Source organism: Sphingomonas sp. Root720, assembly GCF_001428605.1.
In the GTDB taxonomy this organism is placed as follows: Bacteria; Pseudomonadota; Alphaproteobacteria; order Sphingomonadales; family Sphingomonadaceae; genus Rhizorhabdus.
Genome location: NZ_LMID01000013.1, coordinates 273,562 through 295,352, shown reverse-complemented (window position 1 = coordinate 295,352; position 21,791 = coordinate 273,562). Strand labels below are relative to the sequence as shown.

The 21,791-nt window shown below is 66.5% G+C and carries 21 protein-coding genes; 12 read left to right on the top strand and 9 right to left on the bottom strand.

The features are described 5' to 3' along the window. The first annotated feature begins 9 nt into the window (after nt 1-9). Nucleotides 10-912 carry a glycosyltransferase family 2 protein gene (locus ASE22_RS18865; protein WP_235538175.1) on the top strand — a complete coding sequence of 301 codons (903 nt, stop codon included), beginning with the start codon at nt 10-12 and terminating at the stop codon, nt 910-912. A 17-nt stretch (nt 913-929) separates the two neighbouring features. After that, nucleotides 930-1,892 carry a UDP-glucuronic acid decarboxylase family protein gene (locus tag ASE22_RS18860; RefSeq protein ID WP_056363365.1) on the top strand — a complete coding sequence of 321 codons (963 nt, stop codon included), beginning with the start codon at nt 930-932 and terminating at the stop codon, nt 1,890-1,892. A gap of 17 nt (nt 1,893-1,909) precedes the next feature. Here ASE22_RS18860 and ASE22_RS18855 read toward each other — a convergent pair whose 3' ends face one another. Next, the gene (locus tag ASE22_RS18855; protein WP_056363362.1) at nt 1,910-2,320 is read right to left on the bottom strand and encodes a response regulator; all 411 of its coding nucleotides are present in this window, start codon (nt 2,318-2,320) and stop codon (nt 1,910-1,912) included. Between the two features lie 494 nt (nt 2,321-2,814). Between ASE22_RS18855 and ASE22_RS18850 the strand changes: the two genes are divergently transcribed. Beyond that, entirely contained in the window at nt 2,815-3,228 is a 414-nt protein-coding gene (locus ASE22_RS18850; protein ID WP_056363359.1) for an EVE domain-containing protein, read from the top strand. A gap of 15 nt (nt 3,229-3,243) precedes the next feature. Here the strand turns inward: ASE22_RS18850 and ASE22_RS18845 are convergent, their stop codons facing one another. The 4 genes from ASE22_RS18845 to ASE22_RS18830 form a co-directional block, all read right to left on the bottom strand. Beyond that, nucleotides 3,244-6,255, bottom strand: a complete 3,012-nt coding sequence (locus ASE22_RS18845) for a ligand-binding sensor domain-containing protein (RefSeq protein ID WP_056363355.1) — start codon at nt 6,253-6,255, stop codon at nt 3,244-3,246. 172 nt (nt 6,256-6,427) lie between these two features. Next, nucleotides 6,428-7,405, bottom strand: coding sequence for a 50S ribosomal protein L11 methyltransferase (locus ASE22_RS18840; RefSeq protein WP_056363353.1), 978 nt, complete (start codon nt 7,403-7,405; stop codon nt 6,428-6,430). Continuing rightward, nucleotides 7,395-8,105 carry an SDR family NAD(P)-dependent oxidoreductase gene (locus ASE22_RS18835; RefSeq protein WP_056363351.1) on the bottom strand — a complete coding sequence of 237 codons (711 nt, stop codon included), beginning with the start codon at nt 8,103-8,105 and terminating at the stop codon, nt 7,395-7,397. Before ASE22_RS18835 ends, ASE22_RS18840 begins: the two co-directional genes overlap by 11 nt. A gap of 400 nt (nt 8,106-8,505) precedes the next feature. After that, on the bottom strand, nt 8,506-9,846 hold the full coding sequence (locus ASE22_RS18830) for a methyl-accepting chemotaxis protein (RefSeq protein ID WP_056363348.1): 1,341 nt from the start codon (nt 9,844-9,846) through the stop codon (nt 8,506-8,508). Nucleotides 9,847-10,012: 166 nt separating this feature from the next. Here ASE22_RS18830 and sdhC point away from each other — a divergent pair, with 166 nt between their 5' ends. The 5 genes from sdhC to ASE22_RS18805 all read left to right on the top strand — a co-directional run bounded on the left by sdhC (nt 10,013) and on the right by ASE22_RS18805 (nt 14,732). After that, nucleotides 10,013-10,420: a succinate dehydrogenase, cytochrome b556 subunit gene (gene sdhC / locus ASE22_RS18825; protein ID WP_056363344.1), complete on the top strand. Its 408-nt coding sequence runs from the start codon at nt 10,013-10,015 to the stop codon at nt 10,418-10,420. Then, complete coding sequence (gene sdhD, locus ASE22_RS18820; RefSeq protein WP_056363339.1) at nt 10,420-10,809, top strand: succinate dehydrogenase, hydrophobic membrane anchor protein; 390 nt, start codon at nt 10,420-10,422, stop codon at nt 10,807-10,809. Before sdhC ends, sdhD begins: the two co-directional genes overlap by 1 nt. After that, nucleotides 10,809-12,596 carry a succinate dehydrogenase flavoprotein subunit gene (gene sdhA / locus ASE22_RS18815; RefSeq protein WP_056363336.1) on the top strand — a complete coding sequence of 596 codons (1,788 nt, stop codon included), beginning with the start codon at nt 10,809-10,811 and terminating at the stop codon, nt 12,594-12,596. The genes sdhD and sdhA overlap by 1 nt, the downstream gene beginning before the upstream one ends. A 214-nt stretch (nt 12,597-12,810) precedes the next feature. Next, entirely contained in the window at nt 12,811-13,920 is a 1,110-nt protein-coding gene (locus ASE22_RS18810; protein ID WP_056363333.1) for an NADH:flavin oxidoreductase/NADH oxidase, read from the top strand. Nucleotides 13,921-13,991: 71 nt separating this feature from the next. After that, a complete protein-coding gene (locus ASE22_RS18805) occupies nt 13,992-14,732 on the top strand; it encodes a phosphocholine cytidylyltransferase family protein (protein WP_056363330.1) in 741 nt (246 codons plus the stop codon). Nucleotides 14,733-14,751: 19 nt separating this feature from the next. Here the strand turns inward: ASE22_RS18805 and ASE22_RS26300 are convergent, their stop codons facing one another. From ASE22_RS26300 to ASE22_RS18790, 3 genes are all read right to left on the bottom strand, one after another. After that, nucleotides 14,752-14,985 carry a hypothetical protein gene (locus tag ASE22_RS26300; RefSeq protein WP_235536289.1) on the bottom strand — a complete coding sequence of 78 codons (234 nt, stop codon included), beginning with the start codon at nt 14,983-14,985 and terminating at the stop codon, nt 14,752-14,754. A gap of 78 nt (nt 14,986-15,063) precedes the next feature. Beyond that, nucleotides 15,064-15,498, bottom strand: coding sequence for an HIT family protein (locus ASE22_RS18795; RefSeq protein WP_056364108.1), 435 nt, complete (start codon nt 15,496-15,498; stop codon nt 15,064-15,066). 19 nt (nt 15,499-15,517) lie between these two features. Continuing rightward, nucleotides 15,518-16,615: a CDP-alcohol phosphatidyltransferase family protein gene (locus ASE22_RS18790; protein WP_443028909.1), complete on the bottom strand. Its 1,098-nt coding sequence runs from the start codon at nt 16,613-16,615 to the stop codon at nt 15,518-15,520. A gap of 59 nt (nt 16,616-16,674) precedes the next feature. On the opposite strand from ASE22_RS18790, the gene ASE22_RS18785 reads away from it, so the two are divergent. Then, the gene (locus ASE22_RS18785) at nt 16,675-17,469 is read left to right on the top strand and encodes an NTP transferase domain-containing protein (RefSeq protein WP_082545879.1); all 795 of its coding nucleotides are present in this window, start codon (nt 16,675-16,677) and stop codon (nt 17,467-17,469) included. A gap of 224 nt (nt 17,470-17,693) precedes the next feature. Here ASE22_RS18785 and ASE22_RS18780 read toward each other — a convergent pair whose 3' ends face one another. Next, nucleotides 17,694-19,223: an oligosaccharide flippase family protein gene (locus ASE22_RS18780; RefSeq protein WP_056363327.1), complete on the bottom strand. Its 1,530-nt coding sequence runs from the start codon at nt 19,221-19,223 to the stop codon at nt 17,694-17,696. A gap of 108 nt (nt 19,224-19,331) precedes the next feature. On the opposite strand from ASE22_RS18780, the gene ASE22_RS18775 reads away from it, so the two are divergent. Genes ASE22_RS18775 through zapE form a run of 3 tightly spaced genes read left to right on the top strand, consistent with a single transcriptional unit; the run spans nt 19,332 to nt 21,694 of the window. Continuing rightward, nucleotides 19,332-20,117: a succinate dehydrogenase iron-sulfur subunit gene (locus tag ASE22_RS18775; protein WP_056363324.1), complete on the top strand. Its 786-nt coding sequence runs from the start codon at nt 19,332-19,334 to the stop codon at nt 20,115-20,117. 12 nt (nt 20,118-20,129) lie between these two features. Further along, nucleotides 20,130-20,579: a PaaI family thioesterase gene (locus ASE22_RS18770; protein WP_235536288.1), complete on the top strand. Its 450-nt coding sequence runs from the start codon at nt 20,130-20,132 to the stop codon at nt 20,577-20,579. Next, nucleotides 20,576-21,694 (top strand): cell division protein ZapE, encoded by a 1,119-nt coding sequence (zapE, locus tag ASE22_RS18765; RefSeq protein ID WP_056363322.1) that lies wholly within the window; start codon nt 20,576-20,578, stop codon nt 21,692-21,694. Before ASE22_RS18770 ends, zapE begins: the two co-directional genes overlap by 4 nt. Nucleotides 21,695-21,791: the final 97 nt, after the last annotated feature.

Sequence of the window (21,791 nt, the reverse complement as noted above, 5' to 3'; positions counted from 1 at the left end):
GCCGCAGACATGTTCGGACGGAACGATATGCCGAAGCCGCAAGCGACAGCCGCGACGGGCTCGTCGGTCATGCCGAAATTGCCGGTGACCGTCGTCATACCCGTGAAGAACGAAGAGAAGAATCTTCCCTCATGCCTGGATGCGCTCGGCACCGCATGGGACGAGATCGTCGTGGTCGACAGCGCGAGCAGCGACCGCACGGCGCAGATCGCTGAGGAAAGGGGAGTAAGGCTCGTCGATTTCAGATGGAACGGCAAATTCCCGAAGAAACGCAACTGGTTCCTCGACAGTCACGAAACGCGCAACGACTGGTGTCTGTTTCTCGATGCCGACGAGGCGGTGACGCCTGCATTCATCGCGGAAGTGGAATGCGCGCTTCGTCAGGAAGGCAAGGTCGGCTTCTGGCTGACCTATACGAATTATTTCCTCGGACGTCCGCTGCGTCATGGCGTCCCCCAACGCAAGCTCGCGCTCTTTCGGAAAAGCGCCGGACGCTATGAAAAGATCGACGAGGACCATTGGAGCCAGCTCGACATGGAGGTGCATGAGCACCCCCAACTGACCGGCGAGGTCGGAGAGATAGGCGCACGTATCGACCATCGCGATTTTCAGGGAATAGGAAAGTTCGTCACGCGGCACCTGGATTATGCGAAATGGGAGATGGCGCGCTATTCGCAGCTCAGGAATGCGCTGGCCTCCAAGGATTTGACGCCCCGTCAAAAGGCGAAGTACGGCAATATCGAACGGGCATGGTTCGCGCCCGCGTATTTTTGTCTTAGCTATTTCGTTAAATTCGGCTTTCTGGACGGACTGGCCGGCTTTCAATACTCATTTTACAAAGCCTGGTATTTCAATACCATTAGGCTGATGATCAAAGAAGCGCGGAATAACGAACGAACCGCCAAGCTTTAAAGGGACGGAGCGATAAAATGAGTAAGGTCAGCGAACTGCTTATCGATCGTACCCTTGTTACCGGCGGCAGCGGGTTTCTAGGATCGCATCTCTGCGAGCGGCTGCTTTCCGAAGGGAAGGAAGTGCTGTGCCTGGACAATCTGTTCACGGGGCAGCGCCGCAATATAGAGCATCTGTTCAGTAACAGCCGCTTTGAGTTCATGCGCCACGACGTGACATTTCCTCTCTATGTGGAAGTCGACGAGATCTATAATCTCGCCTGCCCAGCGAGCCCCATTCATTACCAGCATGACCCAGTCCAGACGACAAAGACCTCGGTTCATGGGGCGATCAACATGTTGGGTCTGGCCAAGCGCCTCCGTGCTAAAATACTCCAGGCATCGACCTCGGAAGTATATGGCGATCCCACCGTCCACCCCCAGACCGAGGATTATTGGGGGAACGTCAACCCCATTGGGCCGCGGTCCTGCTATGACGAAGGAAAGCGTTGCGCGGAGACCTTGTTCTTCGACTATCACCGCCAGCACTCCTTGAGGATCAAGGTAATGCGGATCTTCAACACCTATGGGCCTCGCATGCATCCGAAGGACGGTCGCGTCGTTTCTAATTTCATCATGCAGGCCTTGGCGGGGGATCCGATCACGATCTATGGAGGGGGGCGACAGACCAGGGCCTTTTGTTATGTCGACGACCTCATTGACGGCATGGTGCGTCTGATGAACTCGCCGGAGGGCCTGACCGGCCCCATCAATATCGGAAATCCGAACGAGTTTACCATGATCGAGCTGGCTGAGCTCGTGCTCGCGCTGACCGGGTCCAAATCGAAGCTCGTGTTCGAACCCGCCGCGGTCGACGATCCCAAGCAGAGGCGGCCGAACATCGATCTGGCGAAGTCGACGCTCGGCTGGGAGCCGAAGGTGGGGCTTGAAGACGGATTGAAGGAGACGATTTCCTATTTCAGGGCAGTCTATTTCTCCTAGCGCACGGGAGAGATGCTCTAACCAATCGGGAATGTGCCGGTCGATCGATCGGGGGGCGAGGACTTCCCCCGAGCGTCGGAAATGGCGGAAATCAATTGTTTTCCCGTGAACGGCTTTCGCAGAAATATTCCCGGCGGAATGGCTTCGACAGGATCGTCACTATCGAAATATCCGCTTATATAGATGGTTAGGATATCGGGCGATACCTTGTGTACGAACCGGGCAACATCCCATCCGGTTGTTTGATCCCCGTCGAAAGAGATGTCGGTTATCAGTATCGACGGAATAGCATGACCTTCGCCAAGGGAAGAAATCGCTTGTCGCGCCGAGCGGAAGGACCGCACGATGAAGTCGTTCTCCGAGAGGATCTCTTCGATTAAAAGCCTCACGAGGGCGGCATCTTCCACAATCCATACGAGGGATTTCATGTGCTTTCTCCCCGAAAGATGTGGTGCCCATCGTCATCGGCAGCGCGGGAAGTCGCGGCACAGTAAACAGTAAGCACACCCCCACCGCCAGCTGTTGAGTTCTTACCACATCGAAGGCGCCGGTAATATGCAGTAGTGATCCGACCCGGCCGCGATTCGAGGCGATGGAGAATCGCTGGTTCCGGCCGATGCGTGGCGGGATCACAGCTGGTGGGGTCGCTTCGTGGATCGGCTCCCCGACGTTTCCCGCCTTGTCCGTGAAGAATTTCCCGTTGGAACCGTTTGCCGAGCGCCGCCCCTTCGTCTTCATGGGCCGAGGGGCGACGCGGCCGGCAGCAGGCGCTGCGGGCACCTGCGGTAGCGATCGGGCCTTTACGTGTTCCGGATATGCGACGTTCGAAGGGATTCCCGTCCTGCTCCCCCTTTAATGGTCTTGAAGTTCGGCTTGCACGCATGAGAAGAGCGATGCGTGGCCGCGAGAGGTGGAGGGAACGATGACGCTATCCCATTGGCTGGTGAAGTCGGAGCCCAATAGCTACTCCTACGCCGATCTCGAACGCGATGGCCGGACGGTCTGGGACGGTGTCCGCAATAATGCCGCCGCGCTGCACCTGAAGGCGATGAAGGAGGGCGACGAGGTCTTCTTCTACCACAGCCAGGAAGGGCTGGCGGTGGTTGGGATCGCGAGGGTCGTCCGCACTGCTTTTCCCGACACGACCGACCCCGCAGGTCGCTTCGTCGCGGTAGAACTGGCGCCGGTCCGCGCGCTAGCACGGCCCGTAACCCTTGCCGAAATGAAGGCCGAGGCGGCGCTGGCCGGCATGGCCATGCTGCGGCAAAGCCGGCTTTCGGTGTCGCCGGTCTCCGCTGATGAATGGGCGACCATCCTGAAAATGGCGACGGGCTGAGCGCGGAAGGCCGGCTCAGGCAGCGGGGGCCGCCGTCTCCACGCGGTTCCGGCCAGCATGCTTCGCAGTATAGAGGACCGCATCGGCGCGCGCATAGAGGCGGCCGAAATCCTCGTCGGCATCCAGTTCCGCCACGCCGATACTGGCGGATACCCCGATCGACACGCCGTCGACCTTGATCCGCGCGCCTCCGATCGCTTCGCGCAGTTGGTCCGCGAGATGCCGGGCGTCGGCGATGGCGGTATCCGGCATCAGGATGGCGAACTCCTCGCCGCCGATGCGGCCGGCGATGTCGCCCTCGCGAAGATGATCGACCAGGACGACCCCTGCCATCTCCAGCACCGCGTCGCCGCCCGGGTGGCCGTGGCGATCGTTGATCGACTTGAAGTCATCGAGATCGAGCACCGCCAGGCACAGCGGACGGCCGCCGCGCCGGGCGGCATGGATCCGTTCGTCGGCCTGGGTCATGAAATGCCGCCGGTTGGCGCAGCCGGTCAGCGGGTCGGTCTGCGCCAGATGGCCTAGCCGCGCGTTGGCGGCGCGCAGGTCGGCGGTGCGGTCGGCGACCTGGCGTTCGAGATCGCCCTGGCGTTTCCGGAGATACTGGGTTCGCCACCGCACGATCGCGAAGACGGCCAGCAGTAGCAGCAGGCCGCCGGCCAGCTTCAGCCATAGTCGCTGGTACCAGGCAGGCAGCACGCGGATCGGCAGGGCGAGCTCGCGCTCCGCCCAGATGCCGGCCCGGTTGGAGCCGCGCAGGCGCAGGACATAATCGCCGGGCGGGAGGTTGGTGTAGATAGCGAGCCGCCGGTTGGCATCGGTCTCGGTCCAGTCCCGGTCGAAGCCGTCGAGGCGGTAGGAATAGCGGTTGCGCTCCGGCGCGGTATAGTCGAGCGCGGCGAACTCGACCGCTATGCTGTTGCTGTCGGGCTTCACCATGAGCGGGGCGATGGGATCCGGCCGGTTGAGGCGGGCCGCGGGCTGCGGCACGCCGCCAATCCGTAGGTCGGTCACGACCAGTGGAGGCTGCAGCGTCCAGCGGGGCAGGGGCCCGGGCCGGACGACGGTAAGGCCGCCCTTGGCGCCGAACACAGCCTCACCGGCTGCGGTGGTGGCGCCGGCGCCGGCATAATAGTCGACCAGCGCCGAGCCGTCCGCCTGTCGAACGGCACGGACCGCGAGGTCGTCAGGGTCGATACGGGCGAGGCCGTCGTCGGTGCCGGCCCAGATGATGCCCGAGCCATCCATCTGCAGGCTGTCGACATTCATGTGGGGCAGTCCGTCCGCCACGCCGATCCGGCGGAAATGCCATCGGCCGGCGGCATCCCGGCCGGTCATCATGGCGAGACCGCCGCCGAAGGTCCCCGCCCACAGGCGCCCGCGCCGGTCGATCAGCGTCGCCACCACGTTCCGCCCCGGCAGGGCAGTGGGATCGGCGGGATTGGCCTCGATATGGTCGACCGCATGGGTGGTCTTGTCGACGCGGTAGAGTCCGTTGCGGGCCCCGACCCACAGGTCACGCCCGTTGCCGCGCAGAATGACGTTGACGCCGTCGTCGGTCAGCGCGGCGCTGTCCTTCTTCCCGAAGACGACCCGGCCCACCTGGCCGGCGCGATCGGGAACCATGCCGATCAGGCCTTCCTCGTCGCTGCCGACCCAGAGGATGCCGTCATCGAAGGAGAGGGCGGTGATCGACACCTGCGGATCGAGCCCGGGCAGCGGGACCAGCCGGACGCCATCGGCGGCGGGGCCGGTGCGATAGAGACCGCGCCGCGTGCCGATATAGACGCCGCCGCGATCGTCTTCGGCCATGGCGAACACGATGTCGGGCGGGAGGGTGGTGGCAGGATGGCGACCATTGCCGGGGCGCAGCGCCGCGACGCGGCCTGCGGCGGGGTCGATCACGTCGACGCCACCGGCAAGATAGCCCATCCACACCCGGCCGTCGCGGGTCGCCAGCACCGCCAGCGGATCGGTCGAACTCAGCCCGCCGGCGCGATCCTGTGAGGCGAGCACGGCCGATATCAGGCCCGAATTGCGCGGATGATAGCTGAGCCCGCCGATGCTGCCGACCCACATCGAGCCGGCGTCGTCTCGCATCAGCGCCCAGACGTCGTCATGGGCGAGGCTGCTCGCCACCGTCCGGTCGTGCCGAATGAAGCGTAGTTGCCGGGTCGCGACCTCGACCGCGGCGATACCGTTGCCGCGCAGCCCCACCCATATCTCGCGGGGGTTCGCCGGGCTGATCGAGGATACCGATCCCTCCGTCAGGATCGGGTCAGTACCGACGGCACGGGGTTGCGCGCCGGGCGTGTCGACAACGAAGAGGCCCCGACGCTGGGTGCCGATCCATACACGGCCGCCGGGGTCCTCGAACAGGGCGGTGATGCTGGTCGGCTCGTGATCGAACGCGACCGTCGTCCAACCGGCGGAGCCTGCCGAGCGGCGCGCCAAGCCTCTCGTGGTCCCGACCCACAGCGCGCCGCGACGATCGCGCAGCAGCGCGCGCACCGGCGCATCCGCAATGGCGATCGCGGTCGCCCGAACCGTTCCGGTCGCCGGATCCAGGTGGTGCAGCCCCTGGTCGGTCCCGACCCACAGGCCGCCGCGCCCGTCATCGGCGATCGCGCCGATATGGGTCCGCGCTTGGTTCCGGCCGATCGGAACCTGCAGGAAGCGATCGCGGACGGGGTCATAGCGGGCGAGGCCACCCGCGCCGCCACCGATCCACAACCTGCCGACGGGGTCGACATGGAGCGTCTGGACCCAGTCGTCGGGCAGGCTGCCGGCGGTCGCCGGGTCGGCCTTGTAGACACGGAAGCGGTAGCCGTCCCAGCGAGTGAGTCCGCCCTGCGTGCCGATCCAGATGAAGCCGTCGCGGTCCTGGGCCAGCGCGGTCGGCACCGGGTGCGGAAGCCCCTCGTTGCGGCCATAGTTGTGGAAGACGGTGGCGGCCAGATTGGTCCAGCGCGGCGCGGCGCCGCCCGGATCCGTCGCCAGAACGGCGAGGGCGCACGCCAGTAACATGCCGGTCAGAAGCCTGCCGGCGCGAAAGCCTCCCCTCCGCAATGTTGCCGTCAACCTCTGTTGGCCCCCAGAATGTTTCGGGCCAGATCATAGCAGGCGGCTGGGCGGATAGCAGCAATGAAAGGGCACGCTAATCCGCACCCTGCCGGGGGGGGGCTGTAACCCGGTCCGGTCAGCGCTTGCGCTTGACGAGCCGCAAGGTGGGCCAGTCGCCCCGGACGATCTCGCCGGCCAGATAGAAGCCCTGCCGGCGATAAGCCTGCGCCACCGCCTCGGCCTGGGTGTCGAGCAAGCCGGCGAGGATGATCGTGCCGCCCGGCAGCACCGCGTTGCCGAACACCGGCGCCAGCTCGATCAGCGGACCGGCGAGGATGTTGGCGATCAGCAGGTCATAGGGCAGCCGCGCCTTGAGCCGGCGATGCGCCAGGCCGGCGGCCACCGCCAGCTCGACCTGTCCGCGCCCGCGGCCGACCGGCACGCCGTTCGCGGCCGCATTCTCCCCGGTTACCTCGATCGAGACCGGATCGATGTCGGATGCGACCACCTTGGCGGCGGGCCATAGCGCTCGCGCTGCGAAGGCGAGCAGGCCGGTACCGGTGCCGACATCGGCGATATCGTCGAAACGCAGGCCGCTACGCTTCAGCCGGTCGAGCATCATCAGGCAGCCGGTCGTGGTCTCATGGTGCCCGGTGCCGAAGGCGCGGCCGGCGTCGATCACGAAGCCGGTCATCCCTTCGGGCACATGTTCGGCATTATGGGGCGTATGGACGAAGAAGCGCCCCGCCTGGATCGGCTCGAGGCCCGACTGGGACAGCGTGACCCAGTCCTCCTCGGGGATATGGGTGACGACCGGCTTCACCTTGGCGGCGCTGGGGGCCAGCGCGGCGATCGCCGCGATCACCGCCTTGCCCGGCTTGGCCTCGACATAGGCGTCGAGCTGCCATGCGTCGGGCTTCGCCGGATCGGGCTCGCTCGTCATCACCGTCGGCTGCGGATCGAGCAGCGCCAGCTCGGGCAGGTCGCCGGCGAGCCGTTCGGCTTCGGCCTTGGTGCAGGGAAGGGTGATCTTCCAGCTGCCTTCGCGTTCGGGTGCGAAGGGAAAGCCGGTGATGCCGTCGCCCTTGGGTTCGGCCTTTCGTCTACCGGACATAGCTGGCTCCATTGATGTCGAGAACCGCACCGGTCATCGAAGGCGGTGCGGCGAGCGCGAGGAAGCGGATGGTTTCGGCGACCTCCTCCGGATCGGCGACCTTGCCGAGCGGAATGTCGGCGAGCAGCTTGTCGCCGCCGCGGCTGGCCAGATAGTCGTCGGCCATCCCGGTCATCGTGAAGCCGGGGCAGATCGCGAAGGCGAGGATGTTCTCCATCGCATAGCCCCGCGCGATCGTCTTGGTCATGGCGACCATGCCGGCCTTGGATGCGGCATAGTGCCAGTGCGCGGGGCTGTCGCCGCGATAGGCGGCGCGGCTGGCGACGTTGACGATGCGGCCGCCGCCATGGCGGCGGAAGTGCAGGACGGCCAGGCGGCAGAGCTCGGCCGAGGCGGTCAGGTTCACCTGCATCGTCCGGTTCCACGCCTCGGTCCACGATGCGTCGGGCGCGTCGATCGAGGCGGTTTCGAAGATGCCGGCATTGTTGATGAGCACGTCGATGCGGCCGTCGAGCCGCTCCATCGCCTGCTCCCAGATCCGGCGCGGCGCGCTGGAGTCGGTCAGGTCGGCGGCGATGGTGCGGTCGTCGCCGTCGCTCGAGCGGTGGCCGACGATACGGACATCCTCGCCCGCAAAGCGGTCGATGATGGCCTTTCCGATGCCCCGGCTGGTGCCGGTGGCGAGGATGTTGATGGTCATGGGGCGGGGCCTAATGCCTGATGCCGCGAACGGCAACGGCGGTGAAGGTCGTCCGCCCGTCGAATGCGTCCTTGTGGCGGAGGCGGAGGCTAAGAAGAGACGTGGTACGCACGACTCTCCTGAGATTCCGGCCTGCGCCGGAATGACGGGAAGAGTGGGGCCGCGGCGCCCCGGGCATCCCGCAAGGCCGAACGGCCGCCCGAGCTYATGCGAGRAAGCCAAGCGMGGCGGATGCCTCGCGCCCGGCGGCTGAGGGCGAAGGATGCCTCGCGCCCGGCGGCTGAGGGCGAACAATCACGGGACGCACCAGCGTCCCGCAAGGCCGAACGGCCGCCCGAGCTCATGCGAGRAAGCCAAGCGMGGCGGATGCCTCGCGCCCGGYGSCTGAGGGCCGAACCAACTACGCCGCGATGCGGCTGACGAAGTCGCCGGTGATCGTCTCCAGCTTCGAAAGTTCGCCATCGACGCGGCGGAAGCCGGCCTCGAGATGGTCGATTTCGCCCGCGACATTCTCGGTGTCGCTGCGAATCGCGGAGATGGTCGTCGACATCGAGTCGGCGGCGAGCGCGGTCTCGTCGACGGCGGCGGTGATCATCGTGACGGTCTGCGCCTGCGTTTCCATCGTGGTACGGATCCGCTCGGCCGAGATCTGCACCTCGCCGACGATGTCCCGGATCGCGCCGTTCGCCTCGACGGTCTGGCGGGTGGCGGCCTGGATCGCGGCGATCTTCGCGGCGATGTCGTCGGTGGCGCGCGCGGTCTGGCTGGCGAGGCTCTTCACTTCCTGCGCGACCACCGCGAAGCCACGTCCCGCATCGCCCGCGCGGGCAGCCTCGATCGTGGCGTTGAGCGCCAGCAGGTTGGTCTGGCCGGCAATGTCGCGGATCAGGCCGAGGATCGATTCGATCGCCTGCGCATGGTCCGACAGGACTTCGGAGATCGCCACCGCGTGGATCGACCGGTCGGCGGCGCGAGTGGCGATCTGGGCTGCGACCTCGACCTCGGCACGGCTCTCCTCGATCGCGCGGATCAGGCCGGCAGCGGTATGGGCGGCCTCGCGCATGGCGAGCGCCGACTGTTCGGCGGCGGCGGCGACCTCGGAGGTCTTGCCCAGCATGCCGCGGGCGGACTGCGACGTCTGGCCGGTGCGCTGGCGCAGGCCTCGCGAATCATCGAGCGCGCGGCCCAGCGTCTCGGAGATGTTGCTGCGGAAGGTGCGCCCCTCGTCGGCCAGTCCCTGGTGCTGCGACGCGCGGCTCCGCGCGCCGACGATGGTGAAAGCCAGGTCGAAATGGATCGAATTGACCGTAACCAGCGCCTCGCAGCTCCTGCCGACGAACGCGTCGTCGTCGGCGAAGCGCCGGGCCAGCTGCGCGCACAGATGGGCGACGACTTCCGACATCATGCGCGCGATCTTGCCATGATCGCCGCCAACGGCGGCATATCGGGCGGCGTCGTCGGCATGGGCGCGTAGGCCGGCGGGGGTGACGCCGTCGGTAAGCAGTGCCTTCCACAGGCGGACGGTGCGGCCCGAAAACTCCTCATGGCCGGCGAGGGCGGCGTGGCTGCCGGGCGCGGCACCGTCGAGCGGCTGCACGCCGGCCAGGATGTCGTCGCCGAAGCGGGCGCCGATCGCCCTGAGTCGTGCATTGAGATCCGACGCGCGGTCGTAGAGCGCCAACTTGCGCGTGATCTCCTGATCGCTGAGTCCGACCGACTCCATGTCCTGACCGTTCATCATGGGTTCCTGCGCCTCGCACTCGTTCCGCCAATTGCCGCGATTCTTAAAGGCTGTTGGTAAACAGCGCGTTTAGACCGATAGAAAATCGCTGCCGTTCGCGCGCCAAGCGCCTTGCATGGTGCGGCGCATCGTCTAAGACGGGCGCCGACGACAGAGGGAGGGCATCATGTCGCGCAATCCGGGGCGTCCGCTTTCGCCACACCTCACTATCTGGAAATGGGGTCCGCACATGGCGGTGTCGATCCTGCACCGGGCAACCGGCGTGGGACTGGCCATCGTGGCGGGTCTGGCTTTTGTCTGGTGGCTGGTAGCGGCCGCGAGCGGGCCCGACGCCTATGCGACCTTCTACAAGGTCGCCACGTCCTGGTTCGGCTATCTGGTCGCGATCGGACTGACCTGGGCGTTCTTCCAGCATCTCTTCTCGGCGCTGCGCCACTTCGTGATGGACATCGGCGCCGGCTACGAACTCAAGGTCAACAAGGCCGGGGCGATCGCGACGATGGTCGGTTCGGTCGTGGTCACCGTGCTGATCTGGGTTCCGATCCTGCTGTCGCTGTCGAAGGGAGCGAACTGATGGGTAACGGAACCGGCATCGGCCGCGTTCGCGGTCTCGGCTCGGCCAGGCATGGTGCGATGCACTGGTGGCGCCAGCGCGTGACGGCGGCGGGCAACCTGCTGCTCGTCACCTGGTTCGTCGTCTCGCTGTTCCGCCTGCCCAACCTCGGGCATGACGTGGTGCTGCAGTGGATCGGCTCGCCGATCGTCGCGGTGCCGCTGATCCTGCTGACCATCTCGGTCTTCTATCATCTGCGGCTCGGCCTCCAGGTCGTCTTCGAGGATTATGTCCATGAAGAAGCCGGCAAGGTCTTCTGCCTGCTGCTGCTCAATCTCTACGCGATCGCGGGCGCCGCGCTGGCGATCTTCTCGATCCTCAAGATCGCCTTCGGGGGAGTGTCCGCCTGATGTCTGAGGCCTATAAGATTGTCGATCACCTCTACGACGCGGTGATTGTCGGCGCGGGCGGCTCGGGCCTCCGCGCGACCATGGGCGCGGCGGGAGCGGGCCTCAAGACGGCCTGCATCACCAAGGTGTTCCCGACACGCAGCCACACCGTCGCGGCGCAGGGCGGCATCGCCGCCTCGCTCGGCAACATGGGTCCGGACCACTGGACCTGGCACATGTACGACACCGTCAAGGGCTCGGACTGGCTGGGCGACCAGGACGCGATCGAATATATGGTGCGCGAGGCCCCGGCCGCGGTGATCGAGCTCGAACATGCCGGCGTGCCGTTCAGCCGCACCGACGAGGGCAAGATCTACCAGCGCCCGTTCGGCGGGCACATGCAGAACATGGGGGCCGGCCCGCCCGTGCAGCGCACCTGCGCCGCCGCGGACCGCACCGGCCACGCCATGCTGCATGCGCTCTATCAGCAGAGCCTGAAGTACGACGCCGACTTCTACATCGAATATTTCGCGCTCGACCTGATCATGGAAAATGGCGAGTGCAAGGGCGTCATCGCGCTCTGCATGGAAGACGGCTCGATCCATCGCTTCCGCAGCCACTCGGTCGTCCTGGCGACGGGCGGTTCGGGCCGCACCTATTTCTCCGCGACCTCGGCGCATACCTGCACCGGCGACGGCGGCGGCATGGTGCTGCGCGCGGGGCTGCCGCTCCAGGACATGGAGTTCGTCCAGTTCCACCCGACCGGCATCTACGGCGCGGGCGTTCTCATCACCGAGGGCGCGCGCGGCGAAGGCGGCTATCTCACCAACGCGCAGGGCGAGCGCTTCATGGAGCGCTATGCCCCGTCGGCGAAGGACCTCGCCAGCCGCGACGTCGTGTCGCGCTCGATGGCGATGGAGATGCGCGAGGGCCGGGGCGTCGGCAAGAACGGCGACTATATCTACCTGCATCTTGATCATATCGATCCCAAGGTGCTGCACGAGCGCCTGCCCGGCATCACCGAGACCGGCAAGATCTTCGCCGGTGTCGACCTGACCCGCCAGCCGCTGCCGGTGACGCCGACCGTCCACTACAATATGGGCGGCGTCCCCTGTAACTATCATGGCGAGGTCGTCACCCTGAAGGACGGCAACCCGGACACCGTCGTCCCCGGCCTGTTCGCGGTGGGCGAAGCGGCCTGCGTGTCGGTCCACGGCGCCAACCGCCTCGGCTCCAACTCGCTGATCGACCTCGTCGTGTTCGGCCGCGCGACCGGCTTCCGCCTCGCGGAGCTGATCAAGCCGAACAGCAAGCACGGCTCGATCAACAAGGAAGCCGACGAGAAGGCGCTCGGCCGCCTCGATCATTATCGCAACGCCAAGGGCGGCACGCCGACGGCGGAGATCCGCCTCGACATGCAGCACACGATGCAACGGCACTGCGCGGTGTTCCGCGACAGCGAACTGCTGCGCGAAGGACTGGGCAAGATCGACAATGTCTATGCCAGCATCCAGGACATCGGCATCACCGACCGGTCGTTGATCTTCAACACCGACCTGATCGAGACGCTCGAGCTCGACAACATGCTGCCGCAGGCGGTGGTGACGATGCATTCGGCGGCAAACCGCAAGGAAAGCCGCGGCGCGCATATGCACGAGGATTTCCCCGATCGCGACGACGCGAACTGGATGAAGCACACGATCACCTGGTTCGACAAGGGTGCGGTGACGATCGATTACCGCCCGGTGCACGAATATACGCTCACCGACGAAGCCGAATATATCAAGCCGAAGGCGCGGGTTTACTGAGCGCCGTCATCGTTACGGTTCGGGAAAAGGGGGCTTCGGCCCCCTTTTTTTCTTGGTGCGCCGGACGCTACCGCGGTCACCTGCTGCCGTGACCGGGATGCCGCTTGCGGATCCGCGATACCAGGGCCGCAGGGAGGGTACTGGCCCTTCGATGAACCTCTTCCTATCTCGGTCGCGACAGCTCGCCGCCGTCAGCCCCTCTGGAGAATCGTCCATGCCCTCCGCCAAGCTCTTCCAGCCGATCACCGTCGGTGGCCTCGCCCTCGAGAACCGCATCGTCGTCGCACCGATGTGCCAATATTCGGCGGTCGACGGGGCGATGACCGACTGGCACCTGATGCATCTCGGCCAGCTCGCCTTGTCGGGGGCGGCGCTGCTGACGATCGAGGCGACGGCGGTCGAGCCGGTCGGGCGGATCAGCTATGCCGATGTCGGCCTGTGGGACGATCGGACCGAGGCGGCGATGGCGCGGGTGCTGGACGCCGTCCGCCGCCATTCGGACATGCCGATCGCGATCCAGCTCTCGCATGCCGGCCGCAAGGCGTCGACCGACCTGCCGTGGCGCGGGGAGGGGCAGATCGCGCCCGGCCATGACCATGGCTGGCAGACGATCGCACCCTCGGCGGTTCCGAACCGGCCCGGCGACAATCCTCCGCTGGTCATCGACCGCGCCGGCCTCGACCGTATCCGCGACGCCTTCGTGTCGGCGGCGGGCCGGGCGGCCCGGCTGGGCATCGATGCCATCCAGATCCACGCCGCGCATGGCTATCTGCTGCACGAATTCCTCTCCCCGGTCTCGAACCGGCGGGAGGACGACTATGGCGGAAGCCTGGAGAACCGGATGCGCTTCCCGCTCGAGGTTTTCGATGCGGTGCGGGCGGTCTTCCCGGTGGAACGGCCCGTGACGGTGCGCGTGTCGGGAACCGACTGGCTCGACGGCGGCTGGGACGTCGAGCAGACGATCGTCTTCGCCCGGGCCGTGGAGGCACGGGGCGCCGCTGCGATCCACGTGTCGAGCGGCGGAATCGATCCGGTCAACCAGCGAATTCCGGTCGGGCCGAGCTATCAGGTGCCGCTGGCGCGAGCGGTGCGGCAGGCGGTGGGCATTCCGGTGATCGCGGTCGGCCTGATCACCGATTTCGAGCAGGCAGAGGCGATCGTCGGCACAGGCGACGCGGACATGATCGCGCTGGCGCGGACGATCCTCTACGATCCGCGTTGGCCATGGCATGCCGCCGCCCATTTCGGCGCGCAGGTAAAGGCGCCGCCGCAATATCTGCGCAGCCAGCCGCGTCGTTATCCGGACCTGTTCGCCGCCCGATGAAAGCGCTCCCGGAACGATCGCCCCGGGCCTTTCATCATCTCGCCGCAATTCCGGCTTAGGGCCCCGCGTCCATGAAGAAAGCCATCATTCTCGCGGCCGGTCAGGGGTCGCGGCTGCTGCCGCTGACGGCCGACCAGCCGAAGTGCCTTATCGACTTCGCCGGCAAGAGCCTGATCGCCTGGCAGATCGAATCGCTCGCGGCCAACGGCATCACCGAGATCGCGGTCGTCACCGGCTTCCGCGACGAGAAGCTGACGGCGGCGCTGGCCGCGATCCGGCATCCCGGCGTTGCCATCCGCACGTGCTTCAATCCCTTCTACAAGGTCGCCGACAATCTCGGCTCCTGCTGGATCGTGCGCGAGGAGATGGACCAGGACTTCATCATCCTCAACGGCGATACGTTGGTCTCGCCCGAGATCGTCGGTCGCCTGATCGCCGGCGCGACCGCGCCGATCACCGTCACCATCGACGTCAAGGACAGCTATGACCTCGACGACATGAAGGTTCAGCGCGACGGCGACCGGCTGCTGCAGATCGGCAAGCGGCTTGAGCCCAACGAGACCAACGCCGAGTCGATCGGGATGCTCGCCTTCAAGGGCGAGGGGCCCGCGATCTTCCGCAGCCAGGTCGAGGCGATGATGCGGACCCCCGAGGGGGTGCTCAACTGGTACCTCAAGGCGATCCACGCGCTGGCGCCATCGGGCGTCGTCGGCACCGTGTCGATCGAGGGGCTGAAATGGGCCGAGGTCGATTTCCCCGAGGACCTGCCGATCGCGCGGGCGCTGACCGAAGGCTGGGTGGCGGGGCGCTGACGGCCAAGGGCCGGCTCTTTCAGTCCTTTCCGGGCCGCGAATAGTTCGGCGGGTCGCTCGCGGGAAAGGATTCGTCCGATCCCTCGTCGACCGCGTCCCAATCCTTGCCGTCCTCGTCGCGCATTTCCTCCGGGCCGGCGTCGCGGACGGGATGCGGGTCGCCGTTGCGGATATGATCCTGCGCCGCACTGTCCTTGACGATGGCGGCGCCCGAAGGTCTGTTCGCCTTGTCGCGATCCTTTTCGGTGCCCATGGTCCGATCGTCCCTTGCCGTTGCCCGCTCCGGCCAGCTTAGACCCATGCCGGCAAGCGCGCTACCCGCGGGAAGGGATCAGGACGGCCACAGCCGTTTGAGCCAGGCCGAGAGGCCCTCGATCTGGTCGGCGGTCAGGGCGACCGCCTGGCCCAGCGCGGGCTGGCCCGGCCAGCCGGCATCGGTGACCGAAATGCCGCCATGCTCGCGCTCGCCCTCGTAGCGGGGAACGACGTGGAAATGGACGTGCGGATCGACCATCATCAGCATCAGATAGTTGAGCTTCTGATAGGCGACCGCCTGGCGCAGCGCGGCCTCGATCTCGGCGGTGACGGTCTTCAACTCGGCATGCGCCTCGGCCGGCAGGTCGCCGAAGGCGGTCGCGTCGTATTTGGCCGCGAGGACCAGCGCGCCGAGCGTCGGCTGGGCGGGGCGCAGCAGCACGACCCAGTGGCGATAATCGCGGATCAGGCTCGCCGGCCAGCCGAATTTCTCGATCGTCGCGTTCGCCATCATCGTCCTCCCTAGGGCGTCACACCACCAGCCAGGACCGGATCTTCACGCCGCGCTTGCGACGGCGCAGCGCCTGGAGCAGCCGGACCGCGTGGAACAGGCAGGATAGCACGGTCCACACCGCCACGGCGATCAGGCCGATGTCGGGCCGCTGGAACAGCGTGGCGACGAACAGGATCACCATGTTCGGATTGCGCCGCGCCGTGATCAGCCGGAAGTCGCTGTCGATCTTCTCCCAGACATGGATGTGCATGCCGTTGAAGCGACGCAGGAAGGCGCCTTCGATGCCGCGCTGGATCACATAGCCGCCGACGATCGCGATCATCACCAGCGTGAATTCGAGGTGGGTGAAGGCGAGCCCCCAATGCGCGAGGCCGACGCCCCAGGCCCACCACCAGAAAGGCGGATGGACCAGGTCGATGCCATGGTCGAAGACATTGCCCCATTCGCTGGAGGTGATCGTGCAGCGGGCGAGCTTGCCGTCGACCGTATCGAGCACCATGAAGACGAGGCCCGCGGCCATCCCCCACCAATAGTCGCCGATCCAGAACAGCCAGGTGGCGAGGACGCACAGCGCGGCGCCGATCGCCGTCACCTGGTTGGGCGACATGCCGATCTTCGCGGCCACGCGGGTCAGCACCAGCGCCCATTCGGGCCACAGATATTTGGTCAGGACGTCGGTCACGCCCTTATAGGCGCCGAAATAGGTCTTGCGCTCGATTGCCTTGACCGTGCCCGGTTCGAGCTTCTCGATCACCGGCTCCTCGCGCTTGCGCAGCGTGGCGTTGTAGAAGACGCGATTGTCCTCGACCCGGACCTCGTCCAACCCCTCGGGGAAGCCGCCGCCGCTGTCCTCGGTGACGTGCGCGATCACCTTCTCGCCGTTCAGGGTCAGCACCCGGCCCGGCTTGTCGGCCATGAATTTCAGCCAGGCCGGCTCGAAAACATGGCTGGCCGCGACCAGCAGCGCCGGTCCATCGCCCTGGTCCCGGCAACGCAGCTTCTGTGCCTTGGCGATCCGGCGCAGGCGCTCCGCGCTGGACATGCCCCAGATGGACGTGGGGTTGGTTCCGATCGATCGGACGCTCGACGCGATGCTACTATTCATGACCACCATAGACGGATTGACGTGGCGGGTTCCTTGCCCATCCCACGCCGGACTGGCAAGGCAGGAACATGACAAACTCGGGTTTTACCGCGATCGTCCTGGCCGGCCAGCGCCCCGGCGTCGATCCCCTCGCGGAGCATTTCGGCCAGCCCTTCAAGGCGCTGATCGACGTGGCGGGGCAGCCGATGCTCGCCTGGGTGGGCAGCACGCTCGCCGCCCGCAGCGACGTGAAGCGCATCGTCATCCTTGCCCAGCGGGCCGACGCGCTGCTCGATCATCCGGCCACCAGCTGGCTGCGCGACGAGGCGCGGGTGATGGTCCGCGATTGCGGGGATTCGATCGTCGAGGCGATCGACGCGACGATCCGCGCGATGCCGCAGGCCTATCCCTTCCTGCTGACAACCGCCGACAACGTCCTGCTCGACGATGCGATGATCGACCGGTTCAAAGTCGGCGCCGCCGGGGCCGACATCGCGGTGGCGCTGGTCGAGAAGCAGGTACTGGAGGCCGCCTATCCCGGCAACAAGCGCACTTGGCTGCCGTTTCGCGGCGGCGCCTATTCGGGGGCGAACCTCTTCTGGCTCGGCAGCCCGGAGGCGCGCAAGGTGCTCGCCATCTGGTGCCGGGTCGAGCAGCAGCGCAAGAAGGCCCGCGCGGTGCTCGGCGCCTTCGGCATCGGCCTGTCGCTGATGATCGCGCTGCGCCTGCTGACCCTGCGCGGCGCGATCGAGCGGGTGAGCAGGCGGCTCGACATCCGTGCGAAGGCGGTGCTGCTGCCCTATGCGGAAGCCTGCGTCGACGTCGACAAGCCGTCCGACCATGCGATGGCGGAGGATATCCTGCGGAAGCGGGCGGCGCAGTAGGGCCTGCGGGCAGTCAGGGGAACGGCAAAACTGGGGCGCGCCGACCGGTAAGGCAGATAGCCGGCGCGCCCCTCTTTCAGGCCGGGATGCCTTGGGGGACCAGCCATGGAGATAACGGCTGGGCGCCCCGTTTTTATCCCGCCCCGCATGATAGTTTACATATCAGGAGGGCTGCTTATCCCCGGCAACTGGTCGATGGCGGTCATCCGGATCATCCTCGGCGTCTACAGCAACCGCAGTTTCCGTGCCGTCTTGCCCAGCGCCAGCTTGTCATCGCGACTGAGCCCGAAGCGGCCCGAGACCCAGATGCCGGCGATCAGGAGCACCGCGCCGATGCCGGTACGGATGCCGTGGTGGAACGGCCAGAGCAGTTCCGAGGCGATGAAGATCGCGACGCCGACCGCCAGCGCCACGCCCGCCGCGCGGGCGAAGGGCGGGGCGAAGGGGTGGATGTGCTGATGGTGCCAGAGCTGGATCATCGGGGTTATCACCGACACCGCGATCCCGGCCGACACCGCGATCGCCATGCCGTCCATCCCGCCCTGCGGCAGCAGCAGCGCGCCGAGCGTCAGCGACACCGCGAGGCCGATCGCGCTGCCGACCAGCGGGTGATGGTAGCGGCTGATCACCGACTGGATCGCCGAGGCCTGCCCCGCCACCGCCTCGATCAGGCGGGTGAAGGTGAGCAGTGCCAGCGCCAGATAGGCGGCCTGCGCGCCGGGCCCGAAGAAGCCGAGCAGCGCACGGCCACCGCCTGCGATCGTGCAGACGACGGGAGTCGCGACGACGATCGTGAGGCGGGTAGCGAAGCCGTAGATCTCGGCGACATGGCGGATATCGTGGCGCACCGCTTCGGACGCGAGCGGCGCCATCACATAGGAGAAGGCCTGGCGGATCAGCTGGACGCCGCTGGCGATCTTGCGGGCGATCGCGAACAGGCCGGCGGCGCTGGCCCCCGCGGCGCCGGGGATGATCAGGTTGAGGATGAGGGGCGGCGCGTCGCTGAACAGCCGGTTGACGATGTTCGACGGCAGCACCGAGATGCCGGCATATAGGGTCTTCGCCGTCATCGCCGGGGTCGAGGGGACCCGCAGCACCAGATCGAGCCGGTAATAACGGGCGAGCAGCCGGGTGGAGAAGATGCAGGTGATCGCCAGCGAGCAGAGATGGGCGATCAGCAGCCCCAGCGTGCCGGCGCCGAGCGCGGCGAGCAGCGTGGCGGCGACCATGCGGAGCATCTGTTCCCACATCACCCGCAGCCGGATCTCGGGCCCGAACGCCTTGCGCGCGCGCAGCGCCGAGGTGGCGATCTCGACATAGGCCCAGAAGGGCAGGGCCCAGGCGAAGATCGCGATGCCGGTCGCCAGCTTGTCGCGGTCCTTGGGGGCGACGTTCACGACCTCGGCGATCCAGTGCGCCCCCAGGCTGGCGGCGAGCGCGATCAGGATGCACGGCACCAGGCCCAGCAGCATCGCCTGGCGGAGCGCGGCGGCGCGCTCGGCATCGTCCTTCGCCTGGGGCACGACGCGCTGCAGCGCGCTCGTCATGCCGAGATCGGCGATATTCTCGATCAGGTTCACTGCCGACCAGAGGACCATGTACAGCCCGTAGGTCGGCAGGCCGAACAGCCAGACGTAGAGCGGCTGGGAGATGATCTCGATGACGCCGCCGGCCCGGGCGAGCAAGGCGGTGCCGGCGCCCTTGGCGACCTGACGCGAACCGGGCGGAAGCTCGGGAGGGGGCGCTGGCGACATGCGTTCGCTTTAGATTATCCCCTTGTCCGTGCAAGGGATGCGCTCAGGTGTTGAGCCGTGCGAATCTATTCGCTATCGCGGCACCAACCAAGCAAGGGGCACCGAGTCATGGCCGAGTTCGCGCTTCCGAAGAACAGCAAGATCAAGAAGAACGGCAAGGTCCATAAGGCGGCCCCCGGCGCCAAGGACGTGAAGTCCTTCAAGATCTATCGTTACGATCCCGACAGCGGCGAAAATCCGCGCTACGACACGTTCGAGATCGACCTTGCCGAATGCGGCCCGATGGTTCTCGACGCGCTGATCAAGATCAAGAGCGAGCAGGATCCGTCGGTCACCTTCCGCCGTTCGTGCCGCGAGGGCATCTGCGGTTCCTGTTCGATGAACATGAACGGCAAGAACGGCCTCGCCTGCACCACCGCGATCGAGGATTGCAAGGGCGAGGTCCGCGTCACCCCCTTGCCGCACATGGACGTGATCAAGGACCTGGTTCCCGACTTCACGCATTTCTACGCGCAATATGCGTCGATCCAGCCCTGGCTGAAGACGGTCACCCCCAATCCCTCGGGCAAGGAACGGCTCCAGTCGCCCGACGACCGCAACAAGCTCGATGGCCTGTACGAGTGCATCCTGTGCGCCTGCTGCTCGACCTCGTGCCCGAGCTACTGGTGGAACAGCGACAAGTTCCTCGGCCCGGCTATCCTGCTCCAGGCCTATCGCTGGCTGGCCGACAGCCGCGACGAGATGACCGGCGAGCGGCTCGACGAGCTCGAGGATCCGTTCCGGCTCTATCGCTGCCACACGATCATGAACTGCGCCAATGTCTGCCCGAAGGGCCTGAGCCCGGCCAAGGCGATCGGCGAGATCAAGAAGATGGTGGTCGAACGCCAGCTCTGATCTCGTAGCGTCGTGGACATAGACACGGACCTCTACCGCTTCGGTCCACATCCCGACATGCCGGGCTGGTCCCGGTGGGAGATCAAGGACAAGACTCGCTTCAACGCGGTGCTCGGCGACCTCGCCGTGCGCCGCGACGGCGATCGTGCGCTCATCCGCCTGTTCCCGCAGGCGAACCACGCCAATCTCGGCGACAAGGTCCATGGCGGCGCGCTGCTGACCCTGATCGATGTCGGCCTGTTCGTCGCTCCGCTCGCGCTGGGAGACGCGCGGTCGCCGCGCGGAGTCACGGTCGAACTGAGTACCCAGTTCGCCAGCGCCGCCGACATCGGCAGCCCGATCGACATGATCGTCGAGGTGACCCGCGAGACCGGGCGGATGATCTTCCTGCGCGGCACGGTCGAGCAGGCGGGCGCCATGGTCGCCGCTTTCATGGGCTTGATCCGCAAGGCCGCGCAATGACCAGCGTCATCGCCCGCTATGAAGAGATGGTCGCGGCCGGCGAACTGCGCCCCGATCCCGACCAGCGCGCCACCGTCGAGCGGCTGAACGCGCTCGCCGGGGCGCTCGAGGAGCAGCCGGCCAAGGGCAGCGTGCTGTGGCGCATGCTCCGCAAGGCGCCGCCTCCGGTGCGCGGGCTCTACATGTGGGGCGGGGTCGGCCGCGGCAAGTCGATGCTGATGGACCTGTTCTACGACTGCGTCCGGGTCGGCGCGAAGCGGCGGGTCCATTTCCACGAATTCATGATCGAGGTGCATGAGCGCCTGCGGGTGGAGCGCGCCAAGGAGAAGGGCGATCCGATCCCGCCGGTGGTCGAGGCGATCGCCGCCGAGGCCAAGCTGCTCGCGTTCGACGAGATGGTCGTCAACAACATGGCCGACGCGGCCATCCTCAGCCGGCTGTTCACCGGGCTGATCGTCGATGCCGGCGTGACCGTGGTGACGACGTCGAACCGTCCGCCGGGCGACCTCTACAAGGACGGCCTCAACCGCCAGCTCTTCCTGCCGTTCATCGATCTGATCGAGACGCGGCTGGACGTGCTCTCGCTGAATGGCCCGACCGACTACCGGCTCGAGCGGCTGGGCGGCATGCCGGTCTGGTATACTCCGAACGGCCCCGAGGCGAGCGCCGCCGTGTCGGAAGCCTTCTTCCGGCTGACCGACTATCCGCCCGAGGACAAGGCGCACGTCCCCGTCGCCGACATCGCCGTGCCCGGCGGGCGCACCCTGCATGTGCCCAAGAGCCTGAAGGGCGTCGCGGTCTTCTCGTTCAAGCGACTCTGTGCCGAGGCCCGCGGCGCCGCCGACTATCTGGCGATCGCGCGCGCCTACCACACCGTGATCATCGTCGGCATCCCGTTGCTGACGCCGGAGAAGCGCAACGAGGCGGCGCGTTTCAAGGTGCTGATCGATGCGCTCTACGAGCATAAGGTGAAGCTGCTGGCGACCGCCGAGGCCGAGCCGGAGAATCTTTATCCCGACGGCGACGGCGCCTTCGAGTTCGAGCGCACCGTTTCGCGCCTGATGGAGATGCGCAGCCAGGACTATCTCGCCGCGGGGCATGGCCTGGAGGCGTGAGGGCGTCGCGCGCGGAGCCGGGGTGACGCTTTTCTTCCGCCCGCTCCCGGAGGCGCAAGGCAGCGGGATTCGAGCTTTCGCTGAAATGACGCAAGAG

Bases quoted from the DNA above. Each gene is read 5' to 3' on its own strand.
- ASE22_RS18865 (WP_235538175.1), top strand. From the start codon at position 10: ATGTTCGGACGGAACGATATGCCGAAGCCGCAAGCGACAGCCGCGACG.
- ASE22_RS18860 (WP_056363365.1), top strand. From the start codon at position 930: ATGAGTAAGGTCAGCGAACTGCTTATCGATCGTACCCTTGTTACCGGC.
- ASE22_RS18855 (WP_056363362.1), bottom strand. From the start codon at position 2,320: ATGAAATCCCTCGTATGGATTGTGGAAGATGCCGCCCTCGTGAGGCTT.
- ASE22_RS18850 (WP_056363359.1), top strand. From the start codon at position 2,815: ATGACGCTATCCCATTGGCTGGTGAAGTCGGAGCCCAATAGCTACTCC.
- ASE22_RS18845 (WP_056363355.1), bottom strand. From the start codon at position 6,255: ATGTTACTGGCGTGCGCCCTCGCCGTTCTGGCGACGGATCCGGGCGGC.
- ASE22_RS18840 (WP_056363353.1), bottom strand. From the start codon at position 7,405: ATGTCCGGTAGACGAAAGGCCGAACCCAAGGGCGACGGCATCACCGGC.
- ASE22_RS18835 (WP_056363351.1), bottom strand. From the start codon at position 8,105: ATGACCATCAACATCCTCGCCACCGGCACCAGCCGGGGCATCGGAAAG.
- ASE22_RS18830 (WP_056363348.1), bottom strand. From the start codon at position 9,846: ATGATGAACGGTCAGGACATGGAGTCGGTCGGACTCAGCGATCAGGAG.
- sdhC (WP_056363344.1), top strand. From the start codon at position 10,013: ATGTCGCGCAATCCGGGGCGTCCGCTTTCGCCACACCTCACTATCTGG.
- sdhD (WP_056363339.1), top strand. From the start codon at position 10,420: ATGGGTAACGGAACCGGCATCGGCCGCGTTCGCGGTCTCGGCTCGGCC.
- sdhA (WP_056363336.1), top strand. From the start codon at position 10,809: ATGTCTGAGGCCTATAAGATTGTCGATCACCTCTACGACGCGGTGATT.
- ASE22_RS18810 (WP_056363333.1), top strand. From the start codon at position 12,811: ATGCCCTCCGCCAAGCTCTTCCAGCCGATCACCGTCGGTGGCCTCGCC.
- ASE22_RS18805 (WP_056363330.1), top strand. From the start codon at position 13,992: ATGAAGAAAGCCATCATTCTCGCGGCCGGTCAGGGGTCGCGGCTGCTG.
- ASE22_RS26300 (WP_235536289.1), bottom strand. From the start codon at position 14,985: ATGGGCACCGAAAAGGATCGCGACAAGGCGAACAGACCTTCGGGCGCC.
- ASE22_RS18795 (WP_056364108.1), bottom strand. From the start codon at position 15,498: ATGGCGAACGCGACGATCGAGAAATTCGGCTGGCCGGCGAGCCTGATC.
- ASE22_RS18790 (WP_443028909.1), bottom strand. From the start codon at position 16,615: ATGGTGGTCATGAATAGTAGCATCGCGTCGAGCGTCCGATCGATCGGA.
- ASE22_RS18785 (WP_082545879.1), top strand. From the start codon at position 16,675: ATGACAAACTCGGGTTTTACCGCGATCGTCCTGGCCGGCCAGCGCCCC.
- ASE22_RS18780 (WP_056363327.1), bottom strand. From the start codon at position 19,223: ATGTCGCCAGCGCCCCCTCCCGAGCTTCCGCCCGGTTCGCGTCAGGTC.
- ASE22_RS18775 (WP_056363324.1), top strand. From the start codon at position 19,332: ATGGCCGAGTTCGCGCTTCCGAAGAACAGCAAGATCAAGAAGAACGGC.
- zapE (WP_056363322.1), top strand. From the start codon at position 20,576: ATGACCAGCGTCATCGCCCGCTATGAAGAGATGGTCGCGGCCGGCGAA.